Source organism: Alteromonas sp. MmMcT2-5, assembly GCF_022348315.1.
Classification (GTDB): Bacteria; Pseudomonadota; Gammaproteobacteria; order Enterobacterales; family Alteromonadaceae; genus Alteromonas; species Alteromonas macleodii.
The window spans coordinates 1-12,819 of record NZ_JAKRFB010000081.1 but is presented as its reverse complement, the minus strand read 5'-3'; the positions used below and the strand labels follow the sequence as shown (position 1 = coordinate 12,819).

Sequence of the window (12,819 nt, the reverse complement as noted above, 5' to 3'; positions counted from 1 at the left end):
CGCCCTTGCCATTCGGATTATCTTCCCCTCAGTCAGGGTGATTCAGGTTTCTTTCAACCTGACGGGTTTGCCAGCTTCGCTGGGCAAACAAAAAAGCCCGCTTAAAGCGGGCTTTTATCACAAAATTGTTAAGCGATAGCTTACCAACCTGTAGTCTCGCGAAGCGCCTTGCCGATTTCAGCAAGTGAACGTACAGTTTTAACGCCAGCGTCTTCCAGTGCTTTGAATTTCTCATCAGCAGTACCTTTACCGCCTGCGATGATTGCACCAGCGTGACCCATACGCTTACCTGGAGGAGCAGTAACACCAGCAATGTAAGAAACAACAGGCTTGGTTACATTAGCTTTAATGAACGCTGCTGCTTCTTCTTCAGCTGTACCACCGATCTCACCGATCATTACGATAGCTTCAGTTTGTGGATCGTCTTGGAACATCTGAAGGATGTCGATGAAGTTTGAACCAGGAATTGGGTCGCCACCGATACCAACACAAGTAGACTGGCCAAAACCTTCGTCAGTGGTTTGCTTAACCGCTTCGTACGTAAGTGTACCAGAGCGAGAAACAATACCTACTTTACCAGGCTTGTGGATGTGACCAGGCATGATACCAATTTTACACTCTCCAGGAGTGATTACACCTGGGCAGTTTGGACCGATCATGCGAACGCCTTTCGCTTCTACGTATTCTTTAACGTAAAGCATATCTAGCGTTGGGATACCTTCAGTGATACATACGATTAGCTCGATACCCGCATCTGCAGCTTCAACAATTGAATCTTTACAGAAAGGTGCTGGTACATAGATAACTGTTGCAGTTGCGCCAGTTGCTTCTACCGCTTCACGTACAGTATTGAATACTGGAAGACCTAGGTGCTCAGTACCGCCTTTACCTGGTGTTACACCACCAACCATTTGCGTACCGTAAGCAATTGCTTGCTCAGAGTGGAAAGTACCCTGACCGCCAGTGAAACCCTGACAAATTACTTTAGTATCTTTATTAATTAATACAGACATTATTTGCCCTCCGCTGCAGCAACAACTTTCTGCGCTGCATCAGTTAGCGATTCAGCAGCAATGATATCTAGACCAGAGTTCGCTAGAACTTCACGGCCAAGCTCTGCATTGGTACCTTCAAGACGTACAACTACAGGTACTTCTACGCCAACTTCTTTAACCGCACCAATGATACCTTCTGCAATCATGTCACAGCGAACGATACCACCGAAGATGTTAACCAATACCGCTTTAACATTGTCATCAGAAAGGATGATTTTGAATGCTTCAGCTACACGCTCTTTAGTTGCGCCGCCACCAACGTCTAGGAAGTTAGCTGGCTTGCCACCGTGTAGGTTTACGATGTCCATAGTACCCATTGCTAGGCCTGCACCGTTAACCATACAACCTACATTACCGTCTAGCGCAACATAGTTTAGTTCCCACTGAGCAGCATGAGCTTCACGCGCATCTTCTTGTGAAGGATCTTGCATATCTTTCAGCTTAGGCTGACGATATAGCGCGTTACCATCGATACCTACTTTCGCGTCTAGGCAGTGTAGGTTACCGTCAGTTTTGATAACTAGCGGGTTGATTTCGATAAGCGCAACGTCAAGCTCTTCAAACATCTTAGCTAGGCCAAGGAAGATTTGAGTGAATTGCTTGATTTGTACGCCAGATAGACCTAGAGCAAACGCCATTTCGCGCGCTTGATAAGGCTGAGGACCTACAATTGGGTCGATTTCAGCTTTAAGTATTTTCTCTGGAGTTTCTTCTGCAACAGTTTCAATCTCAACGCCACCTTCAGTAGATGCCATGAATACAACGCGACGGGTTGTACGGTCAACTACTGCACCAAGGTAAAGCTCGTTAGCGATATCTGTGCAAGATTCAACTAGGATTTTGCTCACAGGCTGACCGTTTTCGTCAGTCTGGAAAGTCACCAAATTTTTGCCAAGCCAGTTTTCAGCGAAAGCGCGAATGTCGTCTTTGTTTTTAACTAGCTTTACACCGCCAGCTTTACCGCGACCGCCCGCGTGTACCTGACACTTAACTACCCACTCGTTTCCGCCAATTCGGTCAGCGGCTTCTACAGCACCTTGAGCAGTGTCTGCTGCGTATCCTTCAGAAACAGGCAAACCGTATTCTTTGAATAGCTGCTTACCTTGGTATTCATGCAAATTCATGGTGTTTCTATCCGATTTTTAGTAAGACAAAAGCCGCAAATGCGACTTGATTAGTTTGACTGATATTATAGGGCAAATATCAGCGTTGCGTTAGGCGCAAAGCAAGCATACACAAGCTAAACGCCTAACCACAATTCCGTGAGACGAAAGTCTTATACGTCTAGAAGTAGACGTGTTGGATCTTCTAGCATCTCTTTAACGGTTACCAAGAAACCTACTGATTCTTTACCATCGATAATACGGTGGTCATAAGAAAGCGCTAGGTACATCATTGGTAGAATTTCTACTTTGCCATTAACAGCCATTGGACGATCTTGGATTTTATGCATACCCAAAATAGCGCTCTGTGGCGGGTTAATGATTGGTGTAGACATTAGTGAACCAAACACACCACCGTTGGTGATTGTGAAATTACCACCTTGTAGTTCAGCCAATGACAGCTTACCGTCACGGCCTTTAAGTGCTAGTTCCTTAATTCCTTTTTCAACACCTGCCATGCCTAGTGTGTCAGTATCTTTAAGTACTGGTGTTACAAGGCCACGTGGTGTAGAAACAGCAATCGATACATCGAAGTAGTTGTGATAAACAATGTCATCACCGTCGATAGACGCGTTAACTTCAGGGAAACGCTTAAGGGCTTCGGTTACCGCTTTCACGTAGAAAGACATGAAACCAAGGCGAATACCGTGACGCTTCTCGAAGCTGTCTTGATACTGCTTACGAAGGTCCATGATTGGCTTCATGTTTACTTCGTTAAACGTTGTTAGCATTGCTGTAGAGTTCTTCGCTTCAAGAAGACGGTTAGCAATTGTCTTGCGAAGACGCGTCATAGGAACACGCTTCTCGGTACGATTACCCGTTGGTAAGTCAGCTGAAACAGATTCAGACGCAGCAGGCGCTGCCTTCGCTGAGCTGTCGCCGCCTTTAAGGTACTTCTCTACGTCTTCTTTAGTGATACGGCCATTTTTGCCAGTGCCTTTCACTTTAGCTGCGTCAACACCTTTTTCTGCAAGTAAACGACGAACAGAAGGACTAAGCGCATCGCTGCTCTCGTCACTGTCATCGCTTTCGCTTGACGCTGCTGGAGCAGAAGCGCCGCTTGCTGCACCTTCTACAAATTTAGCAATCACTTCTTCAGCTGTTACTGTGGCGCCCTCTTCTGCGATAATTTCAGCAAGAGAACCGTCTGCAGGAGCAACAACTTCTAGTACTACTTTATCAGTTTCGATATCAACCAAGTTTTGGTCGCGAGAAACTGCTTCACCTACAGCTACGTGCCACGTTGCGATTGTCGCGTCAGCTACAGATTCAGGAAGTACTGGTACTTTAACATCAGATGTTTTTCCAGAAGCCGCTGGAGCCGCATCTGATTTAGAATCGTCTTTCGCTTTGCTTTCTGTTTTAGCTTCAGCTGGTGCAGCAGCACCACCCTTTTCTAGTTTAGCAATAACTTGCTCGCCTAAAACAGTTGCACCCTCTTCGTTTAGTATCTCACCAATTGTACCGTCCGCTGGCGCCACAACTTCTAAAACCACTTTATCAGTTTCAATATCAACCAGGTTCTGGTCTCGTTTAACTGCGTCACCGGCCTTTACGTGCCAGGTTGCAATGGTGGCATCGGCAACTGACTCAGGTAGAACCGGAACTTTTATCTCAATTGTCATTACTGTTCCTTATTTAATTGTGAGTGCGTTTTCAACCAGGGCTTTCTGTTGCTGGTTGTGAACGGATACATAACCTACTGCAGGTGACGAGGATGCATCACGGCCTGCATATGTTAATTTTGCACCATCTGGAATTGCTTGCCAGAAATGGTGTTGGCTACAGTACCAAGCGCCTTGGTTTTGAGGCTCTTCTTGACACCAAACCCAATCTTTTACGTGGCTGTATTGTGCCACAACTTTAGCGCATTCTTCTTGTGGGAATGGATAAAGTTGCTCTAAACGGATGATTGCGACGTCTGTTTGCTCATTTTTACGGCGCTGGTCTAACAAATCGTAGTAAACCTTGCCTGAACACATAACAACACGCTTCACATTCTTCGGATCGATATCATCAATTTCGCCAATTACGTTATGGAATTTGCCTTCTGCAAGTTCCTCTAACGAAGATACAGCCATTGGATGACGTAATAGTGACTTAGGTGACATCACGATAAGTGGTTTACGCATTGGACGAACCACTTGGCGTCTAAGCATGTTGTAAACCTGAGCGGGTGTTGAAGGTACACACACTTGCCAGTTGTGGTCAGCACACATTTGCAAGAATCGCTCAAGACGCGCAGAACTATGCTCTGGGCCTTGGCCTTCATAACCATGTGGAAGTAAAACGGTTAGGCCACACAAACGGCCCCACTTCGCTTCACCTGAGCTCAAGAACTGATCAAATACAACCTGAGCGCCGTTAGCGAAGTCACCAAACTGGGCTTCCCAAATAGTCAGACATGTAGGCTCTGCTGTCGCATAACCATACTCAAATGCCATTACTGCTTCTTCCGAAAGCACAGAGTCGTAAATTTCAATTTCACCCTGACCTTCGCGAATATGCTGAAGTGGCATATACGTCGATGCGTCTTTTTGATTGTGCAATACCGCGTGACGGTGGAAGAAAGTACCACGGCCTGAATCCTGACCTGTAATACGAATATCTTCGCCGGCATCTACGATAGTGGCATAAGCTAAGTTCTCTGCCATACCCCAATCAAGTAGCTTTTCACCCGCGACCATCGCTTTACGGTCTTGGTAAAGCTTGTTTACACGAGACTGAAGTTTGTGCTCTTCAGGAATAGTAGTGATTGACTCACCTAGCTCTTTAAGCTTCTCAACTGAAAGCGCTCCATCGTAAGGCGTATCCCAGTCGTGACCAAGGTACGGAGACCAGTCAACGCTATGCTCTGTCATTGGACGCCACTCTTCAACAACGCACGCGCCATGGTCAAGAGCTTCACGGTACTCTTCAACATAACGATCTGCATCACGTTGCTCTATCACACCTTCAGCAATTAGCTGATCAGCATAGATTACGCGTGGAACTGGATGCTTTTTGATTTTTTGGTACATCAACGGCTGCGTAGCATTTGGCTCATCCGCTTCGTTGTGACCATGGCGACGGTAACAAACTAAATCAATTACAACGTCTTTCTTAAACTTATTACGGTATTCAAGCGCAAGCTGTGTAACAAAGGCAACCGCTTCAGGATCGTCTGAGTTCACATGGAAAATCGGTGCCTGTACCATCTTCGCGATGTCAGTACAATATTGCGTTGAACGGGTATCTTCAGTCTTCGATGTGGTGAAACCAACTTGGTTATTTACCACAATACGAACCGTACCACCTACAGCAAAGCCGCGAGTTTGCGACATGTTGAAGGTTTCTTGTACTACACCCTGACCAGCAATTGCCGAGTCACCGTGAATAGTGATAGGCAGTACTGTATTCGTGTCATCATTGCGACGCGCAAGACGTGCACGTACAGACCCCATAACTACAGGGTTTACAATCTCAAGGTGAGACGGGTTAAACGCTAGTGCTAAGTGAACATTGCCGCCTGGAGTCGCGAAGTCAGACGAGAAACCTGCGTGGTATTTCACGTCACCCGCGCCTAGTGAGTCGTCGTGCTTACCTGAAAATTCATCAAACAGCACCGATGGGTTTTTACCCAATACGTTAACTAGCACGTTCAAACGACCACGGTGAGCCATGCCGATAACCACTTCTTTGGTACCCGCAGTGCCAGCTTTGGTAATTAAACCTTTAAGCATTGGAATAAGTGCGTCGCCGCCTTCTAGCGAGAAACGCTTTGCACCTGGGAATTTAGAACCCAAGTACTTTTCCATTCCGTCAGCCGCAGTAAGGCCTTTAAGAATGCCTAACTTCTCATCGCGAGAAATTTCAGGTTTTGCTTGAACAGATTCAATTTTTTGTTGTAACCAACGCTTCTGCTCGGTATCAGTGATGTGCATATATTCTGCACCGATAGAGCCACAGTAAGTGCGGTTAAGCGATTTAAACAGTTCACCAAGCGGCATAGAATCTTTGCCAATAGCATAAGACCCTACATTGAAGACTGTATCAAAATCTTGTTCAGAAAGGCTGTGGTGAGATAGTTCTAAGTCGCGTACACGCTCTTGTTTCCATAGACCTAACGGGTCAAGGTTTGCGTGCTGATGACCGCGGAAGCGGAACGCATTGATTAACTGAAGAACTTTAACTTGCCTGTCGTCTGAAACATTTGCAGAAGGCACAGACGGACTAGACATGCGGGCGGTTGGCCCTAACGCAGCAAGTTGCCTAAATTGATTTTTAATTGTTGTATGATTGGTTTCTAACTCTACGCCATCGACTTTGGGGAGGTTATCGAAGATTTGTCGCCAATTTTCAGAGACACTTTGCGGGTCTTCTAAATAAGTTTCATACAACTCTTCAACATAGGCAGCGTTGGCACCTGCCATGTGCGAGGAATCCCACCACGCTTTCATCACGCTTTCTTGCATTTAATTTGCCTTGCTACGTTTTATAAAATCTAGTTAACAATCAAGATGTATTATAAGGTTATTCTCAGCATAACCAAGTGTTATAACAGCGAATATATAAAAAAATAGCCATCCTTTTGGGATGGCTATTTAGAGCATCACTATCTGTAACTTTAGGAAGTTATCAGAATATAGTACTAAACAGCCCGTTGTAAAAGCATAGACTTAATTTGGCCTATCGCTTTTGTAGGGTTTAAGCCCTTAGGACATACACTTACACAGTTCATGATACCGTGACAGCGGAATACGCTGAACGCATCATCAAGGTCGTTAAGACGCTCTTCAGTTGCCGTATCACGGCTATCGATAAGGAAACGATACGCGTGAAGTAGACCAGCAGGACCGATGAACTTATCAGGGTTCCACCAGAAAGATGGGCATGACGTTGAACAACATGCACATAGAATACACTCGTAAAGACCGTCAAGTTTCGCACGCTCTTCAGGTGACTGTAAGTGTTCGCGCGCTGGCGGCTGCTTACTGTCGTTGATTAAGAACGGCTTAATCTTTTCGTACTGTGTGTAGAACTGCGTCATATCAACAACAAGGTCACGTACAACAGGTAGACCTGGAAGTGGACGAACTACTATTTTACCTTTGCCCAGTGCAGATAAAGGAGTGATACACGCAAGGCCATTTTTGCCGTTCATGTTCACACCGTCTGAACCACACACACCTTCACGGCAAGAGCGACGGAAAGAAAGCGTCGGATCTTGCTCTTTAAGTGCAAGTAGCGCGTCTAGCACCATCATGTCCTGACCTTCCTCTACTTCTAGAGTGTAGTCTTGCATGCGAGGCTTCGCATCTACTTCTGGGTTGTAACGATAAATCGAAAAAGTTAATTGCATGATCGTTGCCTCTCTTAATATGAACGCACTTTAGGCGGGAATGCTTCCCTAAGCTTAGGCGCCATATTCACTTCACGTTTGAGCATTTTATCAGTGTTCGGATCGTAGATGCTGTGGCATAACCAGTTATCGTCATCACGGTCCGGGAAGTCGAAGCGGCTGTGAGCACCACGGCTTTCCGTTCTGAAGTTCGCTGCTACTGCTGTGCTGTACGCGGTCTCCATTAGGTTATCAAGCTCTAAACATTCAATACGCTGGGTATTGAAGTCTGCGCTCTTGTCGTCAAGGCGTGCATGCTTAAGACGCTCGCGAATTTCGCTAAGCTCTTTAAGACCTTCCGCCATTGCTTCACCTTCACGGAATACTGAGAAGTTAAGCTGCATGCATTTCTGCAAGTCTTTCTTAATTTGTACTGGGTCTTCGCCCTTACCTTTCTCTGAATTTTCCCAACGGTTGAAACGAGTCATAGAGGCTTCAAGATCAGACTCTGATGCGTCGCGTGTTGGTGCCATTTCAGACAATGTCTTACCAAGGTGTAAACCGGTCGCGCGACCGAATACAACAAGGTCAAGAAGTGAGTTACCGCCAAGACGGTTCGCACCGTGTACAGATACACAGGCTATCTCACCACAAGCAAATAGACCGTTAACAACCTTGTCGTTACCGTTTTCATCAACCGTTAGACATTGGCCATCAACATTTGTAGGAATACCACCCATCATATAGTGACAAGTAGGAATTACTGGAATTGGCTCTTTCACTGGGTCAACGTGTGCAAACGTACGTGAAAGTTCAAGGATACCAGGTAGACGAGACTCAAGAACGTCTTTACCAAGGTGGTCAAGCTTAAGCTTAATGTGAGTCCCCCATGGGCCTTCACAACCACGACCTTCACGAATTTCAGTCATCATTGAACGCGCAACAACGTCACGACCAGCAAGGTCTTTCGCGTTAGGTGCATAACGTTCCATGAAACGTTCGCCGTCTTTGTTTAGAAGATAACCACCTTCACCACGACAACCTTCTGTTACCAATGTTCCTGCGCCAGCGATACCCGTTGGGTGGAACTGCCACATTTCCATATCTTGAACTGCAACGCCTGCACGAAGTGCCATACCAACACCGTCACCGGTATTGATGTGTGCATTTGTAGTAGATGCGTAGATACGACCCGCACCACCTGTTGCAAGTACAACTGCGCGAGACTTGAAGTAAACTACTTCACCAGATTCGATATCAATCGCGGTACAACCAACAACGTCTCCGTCTTGGTTCTTAACTAGGTCAAGTGCATACCACTCAGAGAAAACTTTTGTTTTGTTCTTTACGTTTTGCTGGTAAAGAAGGTGTAGAAGCGCGTGACCAGTACGGTCAGCTGCAGCTGCTGTACGAGCGCCCTGCTCGCCACCAAAGTTCTTAGACTGACCGCCAAAAGGACGCTGGTAGATTTTACCGTTTTCGAAACGAGAAAATGGTAGACCCATATTTTCCATTTCGATAATTGCTTCCGGACCAGTTTTACACATGTATTCGATAGCGTCTTGGTCACCGATATAATCAGAACCCTTAACGGTGTCATACATGTGCCATTCCCAATTGTCTTCGTGTGAATTACCAAGTGCTACAGTAATACCACCTTGAGCAGACACAGTATGAGAACGGGTTGGAAATACTTTTGATAACAGTGCACATGATTTACCAGACTGCGAAATCTGTAGTGCTGCGCGCATACCTGCACCGCCAGCACCAATTACTACTGCATCAAACTCGTGAACGGGTAAACTCATTTTACACTCCCCACAATACGAATAGGCCAACAGCTACATAGCCGAATGCGATGATATTTAAGATATATTGTAGTCCTGCGCGCAGACCTGCTGATTTAACATAGTCTGTAAGCACCTGCCAAAGGCCGATGCGCACGTGGATCATCACTGCTACTAGTGCTGCCAATGTGAAAACTTTCATAGCCAGGCCAGAGAACAACCCTCGCCATTCGATAAACGTTAGGTTATCGGTGGTAATAAAAAACCACGCCATGAAAACCGAGTACGCGAAAATAATTGCTGCTGTAGCGCGAAGTGAAACGTAGTCTTGTACGCCGTCACGCTTGATGCTTGCTTGGTTGGTTACCATAATGCAACTCCCAATACTACGGTCAGTACAACCCAAAGTGCGATTACTGCTTTTGCACTTGTGTTACCCGACTCTAATTCTTCCCAGTGACCTAAATCCATAACAACGTGTCTTAGGCCGCCTAGAATGTGATATGTAAGCGCTGAAGCTGTGCCAATTGCGACAAATTTTCCAAAGAAACCGTCCATGATTGCTTGTACGTCCGCGAAACCTTCAGGCGAATGAACAGAAACTGCCCATGCCCAGATAACAAAAAGTAGCGCGAAGAACATTGCAACACCGGTTACACGGTGGAGAATTGACGAAATAGCAGAGGGCGGAAATTTAATAGTATTGAGTTCTAAATTTACTGGTCTTTGCTTTTTCACAATGTATGCCTGTTTAATCCGTAGGGGATAATGAATTTCTTACCTTTATTATGTCCTGAGTAAGTGAATTCGATTTTTAACCTGTTAATTGCCTCATCCATTGAGTTGTTAACAATTTGTGAATTATTCTTTAATGCCTGTAACAGAATAATTATTCCATTTCCAAAGCACCGCTGAGTATATCCAGCGTAGTATATAATTACAATTTTTTGTGCCGTAGTAAGACTTTAGTCGCTATATACACTTTTATGATAATTATTTTGAATAAAAAGAGATCAAAATTGAGCGCAACACGTTTAAACGAGCGCAATTACAGTGTTTAGAAGTTTACCAGCAGCTAAATGGAATAACTATGCATAACAACGAGAAATTAAGCACTTTTAATCTGTATGCGTATTTATTCCTCATCAAAAGGTTACTTTTTAAACTAACCTGTTAATATATTTATCGTTCGGTGGTTTACCTTTATCGAAAAGCCATTGATAATTGCACCGTATCGGGCAAAGTGAAATCCCAACGAGTTAATTAATCGTTATCTGATTGCTAGTATTTTTTTAAGCAATTCGGAATATTTATTGTGCAAATATGCAATTAAATTGACTTGTTGGTGCATAATAAAGTACAAATACGCCCACTTTTCCCAACGAAGCGGATATTTTCGTCCGTTTTCGCTGCAAACAGAACCATTCTGAGGAGAGCATTTTATGGCAGATCAGAAAGCCATTCTTAAAGCCGGCGGTAAGGAAATCGAGCTTCCTATCTTGTCTGGCACCGAAGGACAAGATGTAATCGATGTCCGTACGTTAGGCCAGCACGGTTATTTCACGTACGACCCAGGTTTTATGGCGACAGGATCTTGCGAGTCTTCAATTACCTACATTGATGGCGCTCAAGGTGTATTATTACACCGCGGTTTCCCTATCGAAGAACTAGCGCGTGATGCAGACTACTTAGAAGTTTGTCACATGCTTCTTCACGGTGATGCACCAACAAAAGAACAGTACGAAGAATTTAAAGAGACAATTACTCGTCACACCATGGTACATGAACAAATTAACATGTTCTTCCACGGTTTCCGCAACGACGCCCACCCTATGGCAATGCTATGTGGTACCGTTGGCGCGATGTCTTCGTTCTACCACAGCGATTTAGACGTTTCTAATGAAGAACAGCGCATTCGCAGCGCGCACCGTCTAATTGCTAAAATGCCTACTCTTGTTGCTATGTGCTACAAGTACAATGTAGGTCAGCCGTTTGTTTATCCACGAAACGACTTAAGCTATGCAGCTAACTTCCTGAACATGATGTTCTCTGTACCAGCAGAAGAATATCAAATCAGCCCAGCTGTTGAGCGCGCGATGGACCGTATCTTTACGCTTCACGCAGACCACGAACAGAATGCTTCAACGTCTACCGTTCGTCTTGCCGGTTCTTCTGGTGCGAACCCATATGCATGTATTTCTGCTGGTGTTGCTTCACTTTGGGGCCCTGCTCATGGTGGTGCAAACGAAGCATGTCTGAACATGCTAGAAGAAATTGGCACAGTTGATCGTATTCCTGAGTTTATTGCACGCGCTAAAGACAAGAATGACCCATTCCGTCTTATGGGCTTCGGTCACCGTGTTTATAAGAACCACGATCCACGTGCAACGGTAATGCGTGAAAGTTGTCACGAAGTACTAAGCGAACTTAATGTTAAAGATCCACTACTAGAAGTAGCAATGGAGCTTGAAAAGATTGCATTGAGTGACCCGTACTTTGCAGAGAAGAAACTGTTCCCGAACGTAGACTTCTACTCTGGTATCGTACTTAAAGCGATTGGTATTCCAACTAACATGTTTACGTGTATTTTTGCCCTGTCTCGTACAGTAGGTTGGATTTCACACTGGCATGAAATGATGAGCGATCCTAAACAAAAAATTGGTCGTCCTCGTCAGCTTTACACTGGTCATAACCAGCGTAAGTACACGCCAATTAAGTAGTAAATTAGTAAATACTGAACTAAGTATTACGCTTAATAGTAAAAATAGCGCCTTTAAGGCGCTATTTTTGTTTATACAAGATTACTTCAAGGAACAACAATGCCCTATTCAGCGGTTTTTCTAGGTATTGCCGGTCTCATTCCTTTTGTGGCTATGCCACTGGCTTATCAGCTTAACCTGTTATCGCTTACGCAAAGCGCCGTTTACTTTGTCCAATACTCAGCCGTGCTATTGTCTTTCTTTGGTGGTATCCATTGGTGGGACGCAATAAGTAATCAACGTTACGACAAGCAAATGCTAGTCGCTATGTTGCCGACCATAATTGGGTGGTTGTGTTTAGTGTTCTCTCACGACGTGAAGGTGTTTGGCGTTTTATCGCTAAGCTACGTCGCCGTACTTATTTACGACAAGTTTATCCTTAGTCTTCCTAAAGAGCAGATTGTAAGTTACATAAGCTTGCGGATGGGATTAACAAGTGTCGTTGTTATCTGTCACGCCTGGATGATTTACTTGCTCGTATAACGTTACTACTAACAGCTTAGCGTTAAAGGCATGACATTAGTTAATTGCAAAAAAGTAATAGAGGCAAAAGCCTGCGGTGATTAAGCGAGTGTCTAACTCAAACCGTAAAGTTACGCATAACCAGCTTAAGCAATTGATAAATAGAGCTTTAACCCGTCATTCCGCACCTAATTAGCTGATTTATTTTTCTTGACACCGATCCCCCATTTTGATCTATTACTCATCTTTGGGTGCAGCAAAATGGCTATTTCT

The 12,819-nt window shown here is 44.8% G+C and carries 10 protein-coding genes; 2 read left to right on the top strand and 8 right to left on the bottom strand.

All coding sequences use genetic code 11. The features are described 5' to 3' along the window. Positions 1-140: 140 nt before the first annotated feature. The 8 genes from sucD to sdhC form a co-directional block, all read right to left on the bottom strand. Complete coding sequence (sucD, locus tag MHN09_RS19890; RefSeq protein ID WP_012518366.1) at positions 141-1,013, bottom strand: succinate--CoA ligase subunit alpha; 873 nt, start codon at positions 1,011-1,013, stop codon at positions 141-143. Then, positions 1,013-2,179 (bottom strand): ADP-forming succinate--CoA ligase subunit beta, encoded by a 1,167-nt coding sequence (sucC, locus tag MHN09_RS19885; protein WP_014949450.1) that lies wholly within the window; start codon positions 2,177-2,179, stop codon positions 1,013-1,015. Before sucC ends, sucD begins: the two co-directional genes overlap by 1 nt. 152 nt (positions 2,180-2,331) lie before the next feature. Further along, positions 2,332-3,843, bottom strand: coding sequence for a 2-oxoglutarate dehydrogenase complex dihydrolipoyllysine-residue succinyltransferase (odhB, locus tag MHN09_RS19880; protein ID WP_014949449.1), 1,512 nt, complete (start codon positions 3,841-3,843; stop codon positions 2,332-2,334). Between the two features lie 9 nt (positions 3,844-3,852). Then, complete coding sequence (gene sucA / locus MHN09_RS19875; protein ID WP_168533524.1) at positions 3,853-6,672, bottom strand: 2-oxoglutarate dehydrogenase E1 component; 2,820 nt, start codon at positions 6,670-6,672, stop codon at positions 3,853-3,855. A 176-nt stretch (positions 6,673-6,848) separates the two neighbouring features. Continuing rightward, positions 6,849-7,559, bottom strand: coding sequence for a succinate dehydrogenase iron-sulfur subunit (locus tag MHN09_RS19870; RefSeq protein WP_012518362.1), 711 nt, complete (start codon positions 7,557-7,559; stop codon positions 6,849-6,851). Positions 7,560-7,573: 14 nt separating this feature from the next. Next, the gene (gene sdhA / locus MHN09_RS19865; protein WP_014949447.1) at positions 7,574-9,346 is read right to left on the bottom strand and encodes a succinate dehydrogenase flavoprotein subunit; all 1,773 of its coding nucleotides are present in this window, start codon (positions 9,344-9,346) and stop codon (positions 7,574-7,576) included. A 1-nt stretch (position 9,347) separates the two neighbouring features. Then, positions 9,348-9,695, bottom strand: a complete 348-nt coding sequence (gene sdhD, locus MHN09_RS19860) for a succinate dehydrogenase, hydrophobic membrane anchor protein (protein ID WP_014949446.1) — start codon at positions 9,693-9,695, stop codon at positions 9,348-9,350. After that, positions 9,689-10,063: a succinate dehydrogenase, cytochrome b556 subunit gene (gene sdhC / locus MHN09_RS19855; protein WP_014949445.1), complete on the bottom strand. Its 375-nt coding sequence runs from the start codon at positions 10,061-10,063 to the stop codon at positions 9,689-9,691. The genes sdhD and sdhC overlap by 7 nt, the downstream gene beginning before the upstream one ends. A 704-nt stretch (positions 10,064-10,767) precedes the next feature. Between sdhC and MHN09_RS19850 the strand changes: the two genes are divergently transcribed. Continuing rightward, on the top strand, positions 10,768-12,045 hold the full coding sequence (locus MHN09_RS19850; protein ID WP_014949444.1) for a citrate synthase: 1,278 nt from the start codon (positions 10,768-10,770) through the stop codon (positions 12,043-12,045). A 99-nt stretch (positions 12,046-12,144) separates the two neighbouring features. Further along, complete coding sequence (locus tag MHN09_RS19845; protein WP_014949443.1) at positions 12,145-12,567, top strand: DUF3429 domain-containing protein; 423 nt, start codon at positions 12,145-12,147, stop codon at positions 12,565-12,567. The last annotated feature ends 252 nt before the right edge of the window (positions 12,568-12,819 follow it).

What these genes read in the sequence shown, in the direction of transcription:
- sdhD (WP_014949446.1), bottom strand. Translation starts at nt 9,695, where the DNA reads ATGGTAACCAACCAAGCAAGCATCAAGCGTGACGGCGTACAAGACTAC.
- sucD (WP_012518366.1), bottom strand. Translation starts at nt 1,013, where the DNA reads ATGTCTGTATTAATTAATAAAGATACTAAAGTAATTTGTCAGGGTTTC.
- MHN09_RS19870 (WP_012518362.1), bottom strand. Translation starts at nt 7,559, where the DNA reads ATGCAATTAACTTTTTCGATTTATCGTTACAACCCAGAAGTAGATGCG.
- sdhA (WP_014949447.1), bottom strand. Translation starts at nt 9,346, where the DNA reads ATGAGTTTACCCGTTCACGAGTTTGATGCAGTAGTAATTGGTGCTGGC.
- sucC (WP_014949450.1), bottom strand. Translation starts at nt 2,179, where the DNA reads ATGAATTTGCATGAATACCAAGGTAAGCAGCTATTCAAAGAATACGGT.
- odhB (WP_014949449.1), bottom strand. Translation starts at nt 3,843, where the DNA reads ATGACAATTGAGATAAAAGTTCCGGTTCTACCTGAGTCAGTTGCCGAT.
- MHN09_RS19850 (WP_014949444.1), top strand. Translation starts at nt 10,768, where the DNA reads ATGGCAGATCAGAAAGCCATTCTTAAAGCCGGCGGTAAGGAAATCGAG.
- sucA (WP_168533524.1), bottom strand. Translation starts at nt 6,672, where the DNA reads ATGCAAGAAAGCGTGATGAAAGCGTGGTGGGATTCCTCGCACATGGCA.
- MHN09_RS19845 (WP_014949443.1), top strand. Translation starts at nt 12,145, where the DNA reads ATGCCCTATTCAGCGGTTTTTCTAGGTATTGCCGGTCTCATTCCTTTT.